Consider the following 16,226-nt stretch of genomic DNA (forward strand, 5'->3'; position numbering starts at 1 on the left):
GTTGTAATGTGGGCCTTAGGGGGTTGGTTTTGGGGGTGGGCGGTTAGATTGATTTTCATGAGCCCGTATATCCGCACCGTGCGCACCGCCTTCGGGTCGACTGCCGTGCAGGTCGTGTACTCGCAGAAACGCGGCGCCAAGACCATGAAACATCTCGGTTCGGCGCACACTGACGAAGATCTTGCACTGCTTTAGGCCTAGGACCAGTGTCTTCTTGACGGCGACCAGGTGAGCCTGGATCTTGGTGTGGACACCACACCCGCCGGCAGCGGATCCGCCGATGCGCCGGTGCCGATTACCTCCGAGCGCGCCGGCCGCCTCCTCGAGGTCATCCGTGCCGCGTACAGCGAGCTGGGTTTCGATGAGGCCACCAGGGATGATCAGGTGTTTTTGACCTCGTCACCGCCCGGATCGTGCAGGCAGGATCGAAGGTCGACAGCATTGAGACACTGGCGGAACTCGGTGTGGCCTTCGCCAGCTACCGCACCATCCAACGACACCTGCCGGCCTACGCCACCGACGACTTCCGCGACCGGCTTACCCAGGCTTGCGCGAACCATGCCGGGATCGGACCCGGTGTCCTGGTTCTTTACGACGTGACTACCGTGTACTTTGAAACCGATGAGGGCGATAAGTTCCGCAAGCCGGGCTTTTCCAAAAACGCAGGCTCGAGCCGCAGATCACCGTCGGCCTGCTGGCGGATGCCCGGGGCTTCCCGCTGGCCGTGGGTGCGTTTGAGGGGAACATGGCTCAAACACGCACCATGTTTCCTATGATCAGAAACGTCCAGGACGCCTACGGCGTGGAAGAGGTCACCGTTGTCGTCGACGCCGGGATGTTCTCTGCCGGCAACAAGGCCTCGATCATCGAGGCCGGCCTGCACTGCATCCTCGGAGTGAAATTCAACGACATCCCCTATCCGGTGGCGCAGTGGCGCAAGAACAACCCCGGCCAGGACTATGAGGACCAGCAGATCTGGACGTGAGCCGACCGGACGGGCCGTGGCCCAGGCGGTGTGCCGCATTCGGTCACCTACTACCGGTACTCCTGGGACAGAGCACGCCGCACGTTGAAGGGTATTGATGAGCAGGTCGCCAAAGCGGAGAAGGCCGTGGCCGGGAAGTTGCCGGTCAAGCGCAACCGGTTCGTGGATCTCAAGGCGCCGAATAAGCAGGTCAACTGGGCGTTGGTGACCAAGAACAAGGCCCTGGCCGAGCTCAAGGGGTACCAGACGTCCCGGGTGGATCTGCCTGCCGAACAGGTGATCCACGCCTACCGGCAGTTGTTGAAGATTTAAGAAGGCGTTTCGGATGTCGAAGTCCGATCTCGAGGCCTGGCCGATCTACCACCACAAGCGGGAATCCATCGAGGCGCACCTAAGTGTGGTGATGGCGGCGATAGCTGTGGGGCATCTGCTGGAGGAGCGCTCGGGGTTGTCGTTGAAGCGGCTGGTGCGGACGTTGCGGAGGTACCGGACCTTCCAGGGCAGGTGGCGGGGCAGACGATCCATGCTGCTTCACCGGTACCTGATGACGTCACGGAACTGCTGGGACGGCTGAGTTCAGGGAACCAAGGTGTGCACTAATATGGCCTAAGTCGGGGTTGAGCAAGCTCCGTGTCTTTTTATTGCTGGGATTTCGCCATTGCTTGTGCAGTGGTGGCCTTAGTTTTGCGGATCCACTTGTGCAGTGTGGCTGGGTTGATATCGAATATCCCGCCGATCTTTTGGCGTGCACCGGACTTCGTGGCACCATCTTCGGCCACAGCCTCGCAGTACAAGCCTAACGCGCGCTCACAGGTATCCTGATCGTACTTCGCAACAGTTATGGGCCAAGTATCTCCTATGTAAGTCCATGCCCGTCACAAACCCAGTACCCCTCAGAAAGTGCTTCACACCCATGAAATGGCCGGTTGTACAGCCGACCGCCGTAGAAATCAACCGAATCTCCCCTAAGTGATACCTTCGTATCCTTCACAGAACTAAACATTCTTAAATGACCGCTTCTGTAATAACTTTCCTCAGGGGGCCTTATGGCGAAAGCCCTGATTTCATTGCAAACCGAATCCCAGAAAGTTATCTATGTCACTTCAGAAGTTTTACCGCAAGTCAATCGCAGGTGCCCTAACTGCTTCACTCATCTTCGCTGTTCCGGTGGTTGCTTCAGCCCAGGAGTCCATCTCCACGGCCTCCGTGTCCAACGCGACGGAAACGCGGGAGCGCCCATCACGCACTAATTCCATCGAACGAGTTCCGGTTGAGCAAGTTCAGATCAAGCAGAATTCGGGCACTCCCGAAGCCGAGGAACAGGGAAAGATATCAGCAATAATCAAGGCTGCTCTTGCGGCCCTCAAGAAGATCAATAAAGGGTGGTACAACAAAGTCGTATCTAAAGCCAAAGAAGGAAAGGACGCATTCGTTAATTGGTGGGATGCATCAGTTCCAGCATGGATTAAGAACTTGTTCAGTGGCATAGCTGCGTCTGCTATTTGGGAGTTTATTTCCACCTATATTCTGTAACGGAAACCTTTATGGCCGGGCGCCATGGAAGGCTACCCGGTCATGCTCTTAAGTATCGAGTAAAATCAACCAGCATCCCGAGCGGGATGGCAAGCAGAGGAGTGAATTTCCATAGGGCTTCCATTGTCTCTTGCATACCCTGATTGTGGAAATATACATGTAACATAGCGAATCCTGCGGCTCCCAAAATAAGTCCCACCAATGTGAATAGGTAGTACTTCTGCTGCTCTCGGTCCGGGTAGAGGGCTCGAACGTATGTCTCGGGAGTTCCAAATTCTTCAACCGGTGTTGAGCCTGAATGTTCTAAAGTTTCTTGAACTCTTGCTAGTGTATGCTGCATCTCCGAGGTTGAAACGCTATGCCTTTTCAACTCTTTTGACAATTTCGCCAGATATACGTCGTTTTCGTTCATGCTCTCATCCTTTTCTAAAGTACTTTCATCAGAATCAGTAAGCGTTCTAGTTTTTCTAGCTCTGTTTGGAGAGTTTTTTCTCCTGACATCGTTAAGGAATACACCTTTCTCGCAGCGCCTCTATCGGGAATATCCTACTTGAAAGAGATTAGATTAGCTTCTTCCATGCGTTTCAGCAGTGGATAAATGGTTCCACCCTTGAAGTCACCAAACCCACTTTCACTGAGACGCCTCCGTATTTCATACCCATGCGCAGGCGATGTGCCGACACACGCTAAGACAAATACCGGAAGAAAGGCGCTTACGGTATTGAGGTTACCCTCGTTTAGTGGACACCCGATTAGTGCGGATTTTGTGTCCGTAAGAGAGGATGTTCATTGTGAGTCAACAACGTCAGAAATACACGCCGGAGTACCGGCGTGAAGCCGCGAACCTGGTAATCGAGTCAGAACGCCCGATTGCTCATGTGGCTAAGGAGATTGGTGTCGCACCTGGCCTTTTAGGTCGGTGGGTGAAAAATGAGCGTCAACGCCGAGGATCCTCCGATGGGCTAAGTGAGGCGGATCTTCGTGCTGAGAACGCTCGTCTGCGTCGTGAGCTGGCAGAAGCCAAGATGGATAACGAGTTTTTGTCAAAAGCGACAGCCTTCTTCGCCGCACAGCAACGCGATCAGAAAAGTTCGAATTGATGCAGCAGGAGAAGGCGAATTTCAGTATCAAGCGCATGGCGCGCTTGTTGAAGGTGTCTCGGTCTGGATATTACAAATGGGCCCATATACAGCAGAAACGCTTATCCGGTAATGATGATCGGACATCTTTTTACGATGATGTTGATCGCAAGATTCATCAGATCTGGAAAGACTCCGACGAGGTCTATGGTGCCCCGCGGATTACCGCAGAACTCGCCGAGCGCTACCAGATCAGTGTAAATCGTAAGACTGTGGCCAAGCGGATGCGTCTGATGGGAATTGAAGGGATTTCACCGCGTGCTTTTGTGCCCGTGACAACGATTCAATCTAAACGTAAGTCAAGTCTTCCTGACCTGGTCAAGCGCATGTTTGATGCTGGTGAGCTTAACCGGGTGTGGATGTCAGATATTACTTACCTGCGCACCGGCGAGGGCTGGTTGTACTTATGTGCGGTCCGCGATGGTCATTCCCGCAGGGTACTGGGCTGGGCTATGGATAGCGTGCAAGATACTTCCCTGGTCGAAAGGGCCCTACGGATGGCGCATACACTTCCGCGGTGACGTTCCTGACGGGCTGGTGTTTCACGCCGACCGTGGGACGCAATTTACCAGCGAGAAGCTCTGGGAGGTGTGCCGCAACCTGGGCATTGCTCAATCTGTAGGGCGTACCGGGGTGTGCTTCGATAACGCGATGGCCGAGTCGTTCTGGTCGACGCTGAAAACCGAGTTCTACGACCGGAAGCGCTGGGCCACCCGCGATGCTGCCCGCAAGGCCGTTGCCTACTGGATTGAAGTCGTCTACAACCGTCGACGCCGGCATTCCGCTCTCGGGATGGTCAGCCCCGTCGACTTCGAAAACCACACCAGCCTAACCACCAGCAGAAAAGAAATCGCTGCCTAACCACTAGGTAGCTCCACTACGTGTCCACGATTTGCGGGCAACCCCAGACTTACGCGGTCGTTTACGTGCATTGATGTCAGCGACGCCAGCCTCGTGCAACCATTGTGCGATTAAAGCTCGTGACGGTGGTTGGTCGTAGCCGAGTTCGTCGAGGAAGAAGTAGAAGATTGACCATGGGCCGCAGTCTTGGCCGCGGGCTTTTAACGTACCGCGAGCTTGCAGGACCTGTTGTCGAATCTTGTCATCGTAGACCCGTCGTGGGTTCAGCGGTGCCGTGCTGTCCGGCACGATGCCAGCCCGCCCGCGTTCGGCGATACGTGCTTTGATGTTGTAGTACGTCTGCTTCGATACGCCGATGTTCTTGCAGAACTGCTGGACCGTGATGCCCTCACGGATGGGGTCGAAATCCGCTATCTTCTTGCGGAGAGTAATGGGAATTGCCATCCCCACATTGTCAAGAAGCCAGAGTCCAAAAAGTAGTTAGACATCCTGTCCATAAACTTCCTGGACTCCGCGTCAAAAAACTAACTGGACTCCGAGTCCAAAAAGTCAATGGACTCCGAGTCCAAAAAGTCACTAGACATCACAGTTCTAGCTAAAACGTACGAGTTAGTTGGCTCGAATGGAATCGGCTCGAGCGAATCCACATGTGCCCCGCCGCACGACTTAGGTAGCGCGGCGGGGCATCGCTTAAGATTCCTCGTCGGCGAAGGGATCCATGATCTTATCGGGAATATCTGCAACCGACTTAAACACGGCGGTTGGGCGGTAAGGATAGCGGGAGATTTCGCGGTCATCGGAAATGCCGGAGCGCACCAAAATGGAGCGCATACCTGCTTCTAAGCCCGCCTTCACATCGGTATCCATGCGGTCACCAATCATGATGGTGTTCTCAGAGTGCGCGCCTATGTGGTTGAGCGCTGAGCGCATCATGACAGGATTAGGCTTTCCCACGTAGTAGGGCTCGCGGTGGGTAGCGGCGGTGATCAATGCGGCCACCGCGCCGGTTGCTGGGAGCACGCCCTCGGGAGCAGGACCCGTAACGTCTGGGTTCGTGGCGATGAAGCGGGCGCCATTACGGATGAGGTTGATAGCGGTGGTAATCGCCTCAAAGGAGTAGGTGCGGGTTTCACCAAGGACCACAAAATCGGCGTCATCGTTGGTGAGGATCCAACCGGCCTCGTGCAGCGCAGTAGTCAGACCGGACTCTCCCACGACGTAGGCCTTGCTGGAGCTGGCCTGGGTGGCCAAGAAGTTTGCCGTCGCAGTGGCGGAGGTCCAGATACGCTCGGCCGGAATATCAAGTCCGGTATTGCGTAGCCGTGCCGCCAAGTCGCGCGGGGTGGACATGGAATTATTGGTGAGCACCATGTACTCAATGTCGTTATCTTTCAGCGTTTGAATGAATTTATCAGCGCCGGGGATCATTTCCCCTTCCTTGATGAGTACGCCGTCCATATCGGATAGGTAAGAAATCATTGGTGGTCCTCCAAATAGTCAGCGATATCGCCGATGGTCTCGCAGTTAAGCATTGTTTCCTCAGTAAGCCGTACCTTAAAGAGCTCTTCGGCACGCACGGTGAGCTCTATAAGCTCGAGGGATTCCACGCCGACATCGGAAAGCGCGGTGTCCCTGCCAAGTTCGGCCTCGGTTCCGGTGACTTTGACGATGAGGGCGATGAGCTCGCTCAACGTATCACGAGCCTGGTTTTGGTTCTTATCCGGAGCAGAACCCTGAAACTTTGCCTGCAATTGGGCACTGAGGTCATTTGCCATAGTGACCAGTGTAGTAGCGATTGGTGCGTGACATAGGAGAAATAGGCTCACGCGGTACTGGTTAGGGGGATTGGGTGAAAAATAATTCAGGCGCTTCCAGCATTAAGCCGGAAGCGCCTGAGCTACATCTCCATGGCGGAGGTGCGGGCGATATTACTCGCCGCTATTAGGTGCAGTTGGATCATCCAACTGCAGCTCGGAGGCCGCCTTTTCTACGACGGAGCGCTCAATCTTGCCGTCGCGGGCAAGGCCATCGAGCACGGCGACGACGATGGATTCCGCGTCGTTGTTGAAGAAGCGGCGGGCACCCTCGCGCGTATCGGAGAAGCCGAAGCCGTCTGTGCCCAAGGTGATGTAGGTACCTGGGACGTAGGGGCGAATTTGTTCCTGCAGCTCGGTGGTGAAGTCCGAGACACCAACGAATGGGCCCTCGAAGTCCTTGAGCTGGGAGGTAGCGAATGCCTCGGAAGGCTCCTCGCCCTTGCGCAGCGCTTCCTTATTGCGGCGAGCACCGTCGCGGGCCAGCTCGTTCCAGGAGGTCACGGAGAACAGCGATGCCTTGACATCGTAGTCCTCAGCCAGCATCTTCTGTGCGCGAAGAGCTTCGTGCACGCCAACGCCCGAGGCCAGGATATTGGCCGGGGTGGAACCCTTTTCGGCGGTATTGAAGTGGTAGATGCCCTTGTGCAGACCCTCCACGTCCAAGTTCTCCGGCTCGGCCGGCTGGTGTACCGGCTCGTTGTACACGGTGAGGTAGTACATGACCGGCTCGTTGTCCTCGCCGTACATGCGCTCGATACCGCGGGCTACCAGGTGGGCAACCTCGAAGCCGAAGGCTGGGTCATAAGAAATGACCGCCGGGTTGGTGGCTGCTAAGACAGGGGAGTGGCCATCCATGTGCTGCAGGCCCTCACCGGTCAGGGTGGTGCGGCCGGCGGTAGCACCGATGATAAAGCCGCGGCCCATTTGGTCGCCGGCGGCCCAGAAGGCATCGCCAGTGCGCTGGAAGCCGAACATCGAGTAGAAGATGTACAGCGGGATCATGGCCTCGCCCTGGGTGGCATACGAGGTAGCGGCGGCGGTAAAGGATGCTGCCGCACCGGCCTCAGAAATGCCCTCGTGCATAATTTGGCCATCGGTGGCCTCGCGGTAGGACAACATTAGGTCGTGGTCCACCGGCACGTAGTTCTGGCCGCGCGGGTTCCAGATCTTCATGGTGGGGAACCAAGAGTCCATGCCGAAGGTACGGGCCTCATCCGGGATGATGGGCACGATGCGCTTGCCCAGTTCCTTATTGCGCATGACCTCCTTGAAGGTGCGCACCAAGGCCATGGTGGTAGCGACTTCTTGCTTGCCAGAGCCCTTGCGCACGGAGCGCAGCTTGTCCAAGGAAGGTGCTTCCAATGGGGTGAAGTCCGTGCGACGCTCAGGCAGGAAGCCGCCGAGTTCTTTACGGCGCTCCAACATGTACTTGATCTCCGGGGAGTCCTTGCCCGGGTGGTAGTACGGCGGCAGGTAAGGATCCTTTTCCAGCTCTTCATCGGAGAAGGGAATCTCCTGCTTATCGCGGAAGTTCTTGAGATCCTCCAGCGTCAGCTTCTTCATCTGGTGGGTAGCGTTGCGGCCCTCGAAGTTGTGGCCCAAGCCGTAGCCCTTAATGGTGTGGGCCAAGATGACGGTCGGCTTGCCGGAGCCCTTGTTCTCCAGGGCGCGGGCATACGCTGCGTAGACCTTGCGGTAGTCGTGGCCGCCGCGGCGCAGCGCCCAGATTTCCTCATCGGAGACGTCCTCTACCAGCTTTGCGGTGCGCTCATCGCGGCCGAAGAAGTGCTCGCGCACATAAGCGCCGTCGTTAGCCTTGAAGGTCTGGTAGTCACCGTCAGAGGTGGTGTTCATGACGTTGACGAGGGCACCTTCGGTGTCCTTGTCCAGCAGCTTGTCCCAGCCGCGGCCCCAGATGACCTTGATGACGTCCCAGCCGGCGCCGCGGAAGAAGGACTCCAGCTCTTGGATGATCTGGGTATTACCGCGCACTGGGCCGTCGAGGCGCTGCAGGTTGCAGTTAATCACGAAGGTGAGGTTATCCAGCTCGTACAGCGCAGCGGTTTGCAGCAGGCCGCGGGATTCTGGCTCGTCCATCTCGCCATCGCCCAAGAAGGCCCAGACGTGCTGCTTGGAGGTGTCCTTGATGCCGCGGGTTTCCAGGTACTTATTAAAGCGTGCCTGGTAAATGGCGTTCATCGGGCCAATGCCCATGGACACGGTGGGGAACTCCCAGAACCATGGCATCAGGCGCGGGTGCGGGTAGGAGGGCAGACCCTTGCCTTCACCGAGGGAGACTTCCTGGCGGAAGCCGTCGAGGTCTTCCTCAGAGAGGCGACCTTCCATGTAGGCGCGGGCGTACATGCCCGGGGAGGCGTGACCTTGGAAGAAGACCTGGTCGCCGCCTGAAGGATCGTCCTTGCCCTTGAAGAAGTGGTTGAGGCCAACCTCGTACAGCGGGGCGGCACCCGCGTAGGTGGAGATGTGGCCGCCGACGCCGATGCCGGGGCGCTGTGCGCGGTGCACCATGATGGCAGCGTTCCAGCGGATCCAGCGGCGGTAGCGCTTTTCTAGTTCTTCATCGCCAGGAAATTCCGGCTCCATGTTGGTGGGGATGGTGTTGACGAAGTCCGTCGACGTCAACGAGGGAAGCTCCACGCGCTTGGCGGTGGCGCGCTCCAGAAGGCGCAGCATCAGGTAACGCGCGCGCTCTTGGTCAGAATGGTCCAGCAGACCATCGAGGGAATCCATCCACTCGCGAGTTTCTTCTGGGTCGCTGTCGTGAAGGTACGATGCAACACCATCGCGGATAAGCGGGAAGTTGGAATCGCCCTTGGCGGGGTCCTTCTCGGCCATGTAAACCTCCTAATAAAGGGTCTGCAGAGTTTATCTCCTACGATACGCGTTCCCAGATCACGAGTGGGAGTCTATCCCGGATAAAACGCCGTGCTTGCCGATGCACCCCCTACCACCTGCGGTTTGCCTCCCTCACCCGGTGTGCAAACGTGGGTAGTAGGCCCCTAAACGGCGCTAGTTCTCCCACAAAACAGACGTCGGTGTGAGCAGAAAAGGGCCTGCAAATTGGGGGAAAGGGGTGCTATAGCAAGTAAAAGACGCCCTGGGACGTTAAACTACATGTAATAACACACGCCCTCCGCGTTAAGCGCGGGCCGGGCGTGAGTAAGAATTCACCGGATAAGGAAGGAAATGCATAGTGGCTGACGCTGCAGTCAAGCTCGGAATCAAGGAAGGGCAAATCGCTCTAGAGCTTGGTTGGGACGAGGATTGTGACAACACAATCTCTGAATCGATCGAAGCCGTACTCGGTGAGGATTTCCTCGAAGAGGAAAATGATGAGCTGTGCGATGTAGTCCTTCTCTGGTGGCGCGAGGAAGACGGTGACCTCGTGGACGGCTTGGTGGATGCCAGTCGGCCGCTTGCAGACAATGGCTCCGTCTGGTTGCTGACTCCGGGTGCCGGCAAGCCGGGCACCGTCGAGCCTGGTCTCATCTCCGAATCGGCGCAGCTAGCCGGTTTGGTGCAGACCAAAGCTGAGCGCTTTGGCGAGTGGCAGGGTTCCTGCCTGGTACAGCGCGGCTACACCAAAAAATAGCCTTCACCAGCTGATTTGTGTAGCTTCACAATCCTGCGCTACTGTACATAACAGCGCAAGGGCGCATGCGGCTTTAGCTCAGCTGGAAGAGCAATTGGTTTACACCCAATAGGTCGGGGGTTCGATCCCCTCAGGCCGCACCAAATTAGACCCCGCTTTTCGAGAAATCGAAGAGGGGGTCTTTAACATTTTTACTACAACCATGCGGCATCCGGCCTAAATGACATTTTGTGTTGGTGGGGTGTGTGGTTTAGAGCATGTGACCTTTGTATATTCCCATAGAGTGGTTGTAGCTAGAGTCGATGCCGCTGTTGAAACATGCTGGTCGGTCGTCTCCACGGCCGTTGGTGGCTTGTGCTGCTTGGTGTGTCCACTTTCCGGGGTCAGGACCGTATGATCGCGTTTAGGAAATAATTGCTGTTTCACAGGATAATAAGGCGGTGAAACGGAAACGTGGCGGAAAGTATAGCTTTTGTTACTGATGCTCGGCTGGCTAGAGTAATTAAGATTCTCGATACAGCTGGAGAGTGCCTTAACCTAAAATCTGATGATGATTCCCAGGAAACTTACAGATTTAACACTCCTAGTGGTGCTTATGTAACTGCTTTTTGGGATTTGAAACCAGATATCGACGAATATGAAACGGTTGTCGATGTTTATGAACAAACTGATACTGGAGCGGCTGCGCGACTTTTTGAAGTAGTTGCTAGCTCCATAGAACAAAGAATTGTTTTGTTTGGTCCCGATTCTGATGAAGTAGTTGCCGAGTCAAATGTCTACTAACGGAAGGTCCCTGTTCGGCTTATCTCCTTATGCAGGTTGGGAACCTACACACAAACCATTAGACACTCTCAAACTCGGGGCACTTCAATTTTGGTATGGAATGGTTGGCCATCGCACTGGGTATTCTTTCCACCTCATTGCTCACGGCAGGCCTAGCTGCGGTGATCGGTACCGCAGGTGTGGGAATTGGCGAGGTGCTGACTATCTTCCTTGACAACCCACTCTCAGGCCTAGCCACCGGACCATGGTTGCTCTCTGCTGGCTGGGTTACCTTGGGGCAGTGGATGCCCATTGGCGCTACGGGGTACCTCGTTCGTTCCTTGTCCTATTTTGATGGCCAAGGCGCAGGACACGCGTGGTGGGTATTCGCGGCCTGGATAGCAGTAGGCTTCGCATTACTCATGTGGGACCGGTCTGCCAGCGATACAGAATCGAGTGCGGGCCAGGTGAGCTCGGAAAGTTAGTAGCGCTCGCGGCGGCGCTTTTTCAGCTTGGCGTAGTGGTCCGGCTTGGAATCGCCGTAGCGGGAGCGGTTGCGCAGCTCGGTGGCGAGAGGTGCCGGATCGGTGTTGGTATCGGCAGCGGCAGTGGCAGCGGTGCCAGGTTCGCCGTTGGAGGTTGGGGCATCGGCAAGCGATTCTGCATCCGCGTCGAGGGCCTGCATGGCGGCTTCTTCTTCGCGCAGGCGGCGGCGCTCGCGAATCTCGGACCAAATAAAGTAGCCCAAACCCAGCGGGGCCATGATGCCAAAGGCAATCCACTGGTAGCCGTAGGAGAGGTGGTTGCCGCGGTCGAGCTGCGGGATGGGCATGGCGTTGAGGACTCCCGGCTGGTCCTCGGAGAGCTGGATATAGTCTTGGCCTAAGTCAGCACCGATAAGCGAGCCCACCTGCTCGGTGTGGATGGAATAGACCTGCTGGTAGCCCTCCTGCGTGATGGGCGCGGTTTTGTGCTCGGCCTCATTCGAGCGCACCATGCCGGTAATCGTTACCTCCTCGGAGGGGGCGGGCGGAATATCCGGCACCGCATTGCCCTCCTCAGCGCTGACCCAACCGCGGTTAACCAGCATGGTCAGGCCCGCATCGGTGCGGAAAGGAACCAAGGACTGATAGGACGGGCCGGAACCGGCGGGGCGCAGGCGAAGCAGCACCTCATCCTCGGGCAGGTAGTGGCCCTTCAGAGTGGCGCGGGACCATTCATCGCCGGAGATGGCCCCGTCAGCGTCCACGACCTGGTCAATCGGCTGCGGATCGGCCTCGTAGGCGTGGGTGATGTTTTCATTGCGCTCCACAATGTCATCGTCCTTTCCCAGTTGCCACGGGGCAAGGACACTAAAGGCCAGGTAGGAAAATGCCACCACGAAAAGCAGCATGAGCACCCAGCCAGGCTTGAGGAACGTCTTTAGCATGCCCCCAAGTCTAGTCGTGGTTCTCGCGAATCCAATCCAGCAGGCCGGGGACGGCGGCTTCGATATTCTTGCGCGCGGTTTCGAAGTCTTCTTCGGTACCGTAGTAGGGGTCTGCGACCTCGGCGCCTTCCGGGGAATTGGGATCGAAGCTGCGCATCAGGCGGACCTTGGCGGGCTCGATACCTAAATCGATGAGCGAATCATAGTGCCCGGAATCCATCGCGATGAAGAGATCGGCGTCCATGTGCTCTTCGCCCAATTTGGATGCGCGGTGGGAGGCGCCATCGTGTCCGGCGCGGCGTAGCTCCGCCACGGCCCGCTCATCCGCGCCTTGCCCCACGTGCCAGCCGCCGAGCCCGCAGGAATCCACCGTGGCGAGGAGATCCAGCATGTCATCTTCCATTTCATCGCGCACGATGATTTCGGCCATGGGCGAGCGGCAAATATTGCCGGTGCACACAAAGACGAGGTAGAGACCCGAGTGAGAAGAAGATTCAGTCATGCGAAAACCCTTTGCGCAGATAGTACTGTAGTGCGGGAGACAGGATATAGCACTAGCGTAATTTACAAGAATCGAGCATAAAGGAGTATCCCCATGTCTGCTGTGCGAGTGGGCGATGTGCGCCGCGTTTTGGACCAGGCCTATCCGCCCCATTTGGCCGAAAAGTGGGATGCCGTAGGCCTTATTTGCGGCGATCCCGCAGACGAGGTGCGCACCGTCGCCTTTGCTTTGGACTGCACCCAAGAGGTTGCGGACCGCGCGGTTGAGCTCGGCGCGGATATGTTGGTAGTCCACCACCCACTGCTACTGCGCGGCGTGGAATCCGTGGCGGCCGACACGCCCAAGGGCAAGGCCGTACACACCCTGATTAAAAATGGCGTGGCGCTTTTTGCCGCCCACACCAACGCCGATAAGGCCCGTCCAGGGGTTAACGATAAGCTCGCGGAACTCGTGGGCATTACTCCGGGGCGGCCCATCGTGCCGGAGGCCCCAGAGACCATCGATAAGTGGGGAGTGCATATTCCTACCGGCAGTGCGGAGCAGGTAAAGCAGGCGCTTTTCGATGCCGGCGCAGGTCACATCGGCGCCTATTCTCACTGCTCCTTCGATATCGCAGGCAAAGGCCAATTCCAGCCGGAGGAGGGCGCGGACCCGGTAGAAGGGGACATCGGCAAGCTGCACCGCGGCGAAGAGATACGGGTGGAGTTTGTGGCTCCCGCCTCGTTGCGGGCCACGCTGATTGCGGCGCTGCACGAGGCGCACCCGTATGAGGTGCCCGCCTATGACATCGTGGAAACGGCCGGAAACGGCGACCTTGATACCGCGCTGGGCCTGGGGCGCGTGGGCGAACTGCCCCGCGAGATGACGCTGCGGGAGTTTACGCAGCAGGTGGCCAACGCCCTGCCAGAGACCGCGTGGGGCATCCGGGCTGCCGGCGACCCGGAGCAGACCGTGCGCACCGTGGCGGTTTCGTCTGGCGCCGGGGATTCCTTCCTGGCAGCTGCGTCAAAGCTGGGCGTCGATGTCTATGTCACCTCCGATCTGCGCCACCACCCGGTGGACGAGCATCTGCGCGCCGGGGGACCAGCCGTCATCGATACGGCCCACTGGGCCAGCGAATTTCCCTGGACGGCCCAAGCAAGCGATATCGTAGAAGCAGCATTAGAACTAGATACGGAAATTATTAGCCTGCGCACTGATCCGTGGACTATCTCCGCGCACCCAAAGGAGTCATAAGTGAAACTATCGCAAGAACTACAGCCGGTACTGCTGGAATTGGCCAACCTGGAACGCTCGCAAGGCATTGGCGGGGAAAAAGAGCTGCCAGAAAAGGTTGAGTACGACAAGGCGCAGCAGGAACACAAGCGCCTGCTCGATGCTTCCGGCTCCGCGCAGATGGCAGTCGATGACATGGAAAATGAAATCCTGCGCATCCAGGCCGATGAGCGCAAGCTGCGCCGGCGCGAACGCGATGACAAGGGCCAGCTCGGTGCCGAATTGGATACCGAAAAGCGCAAGGACATCGAGCACGATCTCTACGCCACCAAGTCCCGCATCGCAGATCTAATGAGTGAGCTGCAAGAAGCCCACAACGAGATCCACGCGCTGCGCTCCAACTTGGACGTCCACGGCGCGCGTGTCTCGGATTCCGAGCGCAAGCTAGAAATGCTGCGCCGCGCCGCCGACGCCGCCCAAGAGGCCGCGGATAACCAGCCCGATCCCGCCGTGCGCATCGCGGATTTGCGCGAACAGCTGCCCTCCGATGTCCTGGAGGAATACGACGCGCAGCGGCAAGAAAACGGCGTTGGCGCCGCGCAGTTTAAGGCCAACCGGGCCTGCGGCGGCTGCTTCATCGTCTTGCCACCCGCCGATAAAAACGCCGTGCGCAATGCGCCTGCCGATGAGCTGCCGCAATGCAGCGACTGCGGCTCCTACCTGGTGCGCCTGGCATCATGAAGGTCATCATCTACGCAGATGGCGGCTCGCGCGGCAATCCCGGAGTAGCCGGTTCAGGCACCGTCGTTTATGCCGCGGATGGCACAACCACCCTGCGCGAAATCGTCTATGTGGTAGGTACTAAGGCCACCAATAATGTGGCGGAGTACCACGGCTTATTGCGCGGACTCGAGGCCGCCTCTGAGCTCGGTACCAGCGAGGTGGAGTTCTATATGGATTCCAAGCTCGTCGTGGAACAGATCAACGGGCGCTGGAAAATCAAGCACCCCGATATGCAAAAACTGGCCCTTAAGGCTCGCACGCTTATCGGCGGCTTTTCTTCCTTCAGTCTCGAGTGGGTCCCGCGCGCGAAAAACAAGGTGGCGGATGCGCTATCCAATGACGCGATGGATGCGGCCGCGGCGGGGCACAAGGTGGGCATCGTCAAGAGCGAGACCGACGAGCCTGCCGCCGAATCCTCGTCCGATGCCGAGCCAGCTAAGGGCGAGCAGGAGTGGGATACCTCCGCGCCGCATCCCTCCGACTGGTTGGGCGAGCGCGGCGATACAACCCGGTTTATTTTGCTGCGCCATGGCCAAACCGAAATGTCTGCCGCCAAGCAATACTCTGGCCGCGCCAATCCGGAGCTTACGGAATTGGGCAAAAAGCAGGCGCTCGCCGCCGCGCAGGCCCTTGCCGGTACCACCATCGACGCTATCGTGTGCTCGCCGCTGAAGCGCTGCCAAGAAACGGCTGCCGCCGTCGCGCATGGCCGCGATATCGAGGTAGTGACCGAAGAGGGCCTGAGCGAGGTGGACTTTGGCGAGTGGGAAGGAAAGACCGCGGCCGAAGCGCACCAGCGCGATCCTGAGATCCACGAGCAATGGCTCCACGATGCCGCCACACCGTGCCCCGGCGGGGAGTCGCTGCAGGCCGTCAACCGCCGCGTGCGGGCTGTCCGCAAGGAATTGCAGCGGCGCTATAGCGGCAAGACGGTGCTGATTGTCAGCCACGTCAACCCCATCAAATCCTTCCTCTGCCAGGCCCTGAACGCAGGTCCTGCCACCTTCCAACACCTGTTTTTGGATCTGGCGGCGCTATCGGACGTTGAGTTCTGGGACGGCGGCTCTATGGTGCATGGATTCAACGATGTGGGACACCTGGAGGGGCTGCGCTAGACTAAAGAGCGCGAATGAGCCGGCCGGGCGATCGCGTCGCCGCAAACGGGCAGCGTTGGTGCTGCTACGTGGGCGCCGAGGAAAGTCCGGACTCCACAGAGCACGGTGGTTGCTAACGGCAACCCGGGGCGACCCGCGGGCAAGTGCAACAGAAAGTAGACCGCCTTGTGCCTCCACTTGCGCTTCGGCCCAAGTTGGGGGCACAAGGTAAGGGTGAAACGGTGCGTTAAGAGCGCACCAGCACCGTCAGCGATGGCGGTGGCTGGGTAAACCCCACCGGGAGCAAGGCATCACGGCCCTGCCACGTTGCAGAGCCCGATCAGGCGTTTTAAGGCTGCTCGCTCGAGCCTGAAGGTAGCTGCTGGAACCAACCGGCAACGGTTGGTCTAGATGGATGTTCGCCGCGCGGCGTTCTGTTTAATGGGGCGCCGCGGTTAGACAGAATCCGGCTTATAGGCCGGCTCATTCGCCC

At 58.0% G+C, this 16,226-nt stretch carries 15 protein-coding genes, 1 tRNA gene, 1 other RNA gene and 3 pseudogenes; 11 read left to right on the forward strand and 9 right to left on the reverse strand.

Features of this window, described 5'->3' with window-relative positions:
* Positions 1–57 precede the first annotated feature (57 nt).
* Positions 58–1,585: pseudogene (locus MHX65_RS08650) on the forward strand (IS1634 family transposase).
* Between the two features lie 38 nt (positions 1,586–1,623).
* Here the strand turns inward: MHX65_RS08650 and MHX65_RS08655 are convergent.
* Entirely contained in the window at positions 1,624–1,764 is a 141-nt protein-coding gene (locus MHX65_RS08655; RefSeq protein WP_239269708.1) for a hypothetical protein, read from the reverse strand.
* A gap of 316 nt (positions 1,765–2,080) precedes the next feature.
* On the opposite strand from MHX65_RS08655, the gene MHX65_RS08660 reads away from it, so the two are divergent.
* A complete protein-coding gene (locus MHX65_RS08660) occupies positions 2,081–2,518 on the forward strand; it encodes a hypothetical protein (protein WP_239269709.1) in 438 nt (145 codons plus the stop codon).
* Positions 2,519–2,558: 40 nt separating this feature from the next.
* Here MHX65_RS08660 and MHX65_RS08665 read toward each other — a convergent pair whose 3' ends face one another.
* Both MHX65_RS08665 and MHX65_RS11625 read right to left on the reverse strand, forming a co-directional pair.
* Entirely contained in the window at positions 2,559–2,930 is a 372-nt protein-coding gene (locus tag MHX65_RS08665) for a hypothetical protein (RefSeq protein ID WP_239269710.1), read from the reverse strand.
* Positions 2,931–3,064: 134 nt separating this feature from the next.
* A complete protein-coding gene (locus MHX65_RS11625) occupies positions 3,065–3,271 on the reverse strand; it encodes a PadR family transcriptional regulator (protein ID WP_349819893.1) in 207 nt (68 codons plus the stop codon).
* Positions 3,272–3,300: 29 nt separating this feature from the next.
* Between MHX65_RS11625 and MHX65_RS08670 the strand changes: the two are divergent.
* Positions 3,301–4,518: pseudogene (locus tag MHX65_RS08670) on the forward strand (IS3 family transposase).
* 45 nt (positions 4,519–4,563) lie between these two features.
* Here MHX65_RS08670 and MHX65_RS08675 read toward each other — a convergent pair.
* From MHX65_RS08675 to aceE, 4 genes and pseudogenes are all read right to left on the reverse strand, one after another.
* A pseudogene (locus MHX65_RS08675) lies at positions 4,564–4,962 on the reverse strand (transposase); the annotation flags it as partial.
* A gap of 246 nt (positions 4,963–5,208) precedes the next feature.
* Positions 5,209–5,997 (reverse strand): HAD-IIA family hydrolase, encoded by a 789-nt coding sequence (locus MHX65_RS08680; RefSeq protein WP_239269712.1) that lies wholly within the window; start codon positions 5,995–5,997, stop codon positions 5,209–5,211.
* Positions 5,994–6,293, reverse strand: coding sequence for an acyl carrier protein (locus MHX65_RS08685; RefSeq protein ID WP_239269713.1), 300 nt, complete (start codon positions 6,291–6,293; stop codon positions 5,994–5,996). The genes MHX65_RS08680 and MHX65_RS08685 overlap by 4 nt, the downstream gene beginning before the upstream one ends.
* 153 nt (positions 6,294–6,446) lie before the next feature.
* Positions 6,447–9,191, reverse strand: coding sequence for a pyruvate dehydrogenase (acetyl-transferring), homodimeric type (gene aceE, locus MHX65_RS08690; RefSeq protein WP_239269714.1), 2,745 nt, complete (start codon positions 9,189–9,191; stop codon positions 6,447–6,449).
* A 358-nt stretch (positions 9,192–9,549) separates the two neighbouring features.
* Between aceE and MHX65_RS08695 the strand changes: the two genes are divergently transcribed.
* From MHX65_RS08695 to MHX65_RS08710, 4 genes are all read left to right on the forward strand, one after another.
* Positions 9,550–9,948: a DUF3052 domain-containing protein gene (locus tag MHX65_RS08695; protein ID WP_005278208.1), complete on the forward strand. Its 399-nt coding sequence runs from the start codon at positions 9,550–9,552 to the stop codon at positions 9,946–9,948.
* Between the two features lie 67 nt (positions 9,949–10,015).
* A tRNA-Val gene (locus MHX65_RS08700) sits at positions 10,016–10,091 on the forward strand.
* 310 nt (positions 10,092–10,401) lie between these two features.
* Positions 10,402–10,731 (forward strand): hypothetical protein, encoded by a 330-nt coding sequence (locus tag MHX65_RS08705; RefSeq protein ID WP_237791676.1) that lies wholly within the window; start codon positions 10,402–10,404, stop codon positions 10,729–10,731.
* A 95-nt stretch (positions 10,732–10,826) separates the two neighbouring features.
* A complete protein-coding gene (locus MHX65_RS08710; RefSeq protein ID WP_239269715.1) occupies positions 10,827–11,195 on the forward strand; it encodes an SNG1 family protein in 369 nt (122 codons plus the stop codon).
* On the opposite strand, the gene MHX65_RS08715 is transcribed toward MHX65_RS08710, so the two are convergent.
* The gene (locus tag MHX65_RS08715; protein ID WP_239269716.1) at positions 11,192–12,139 is read right to left on the reverse strand and encodes an SURF1 family cytochrome oxidase biogenesis protein; all 948 of its coding nucleotides are present in this window, start codon (positions 12,137–12,139) and stop codon (positions 11,192–11,194) included. The two genes, MHX65_RS08710 and MHX65_RS08715, sit on opposite strands and share 4 nt — an antisense overlap.
* A 10-nt stretch (positions 12,140–12,149) precedes the next feature.
* Entirely contained in the window at positions 12,150–12,641 is a 492-nt protein-coding gene (locus MHX65_RS08720) for a low molecular weight protein-tyrosine-phosphatase (RefSeq protein ID WP_005285561.1), read from the reverse strand.
* A 93-nt stretch (positions 12,642–12,734) separates the two neighbouring features.
* Between MHX65_RS08720 and MHX65_RS08725 the strand changes: the two genes are divergently transcribed.
* The 4 genes from MHX65_RS08725 to rnpB all read left to right on the forward strand — a co-directional run bounded on the left by MHX65_RS08725 (position 12,735) and on the right by rnpB (position 16,223).
* Complete coding sequence (locus MHX65_RS08725) at positions 12,735–13,877, forward strand: Nif3-like dinuclear metal center hexameric protein (RefSeq protein ID WP_239269717.1); 1,143 nt, start codon at positions 12,735–12,737, stop codon at positions 13,875–13,877.
* Complete coding sequence (locus MHX65_RS08730) at positions 13,878–14,597, forward strand: zinc ribbon domain-containing protein (protein ID WP_239269718.1); 720 nt, start codon at positions 13,878–13,880, stop codon at positions 14,595–14,597.
* Positions 14,594–15,754 carry a bifunctional RNase H/acid phosphatase gene (locus MHX65_RS08735; RefSeq protein WP_239269750.1) on the forward strand — a complete coding sequence of 387 codons (1,161 nt, stop codon included), beginning with the start codon at positions 14,594–14,596 and terminating at the stop codon, positions 15,752–15,754. The genes MHX65_RS08730 and MHX65_RS08735 overlap by 4 nt, the downstream gene beginning before the upstream one ends.
* Before the next feature lie 15 nt (positions 15,755–15,769).
* An RNA gene (gene rnpB / locus MHX65_RS08740) (RNase P RNA component class A) lies at positions 15,770–16,223 on the forward strand.
* Positions 16,224–16,226 lie beyond the last annotated feature (3 nt).

The sequence above is a fragment of the Corynebacterium sp. ACRPS genome, from assembly GCF_022346005.1.
In the GTDB taxonomy this organism is placed as follows: domain Bacteria; phylum Actinomycetota; class Actinomycetes; order Mycobacteriales; family Mycobacteriaceae; genus Corynebacterium.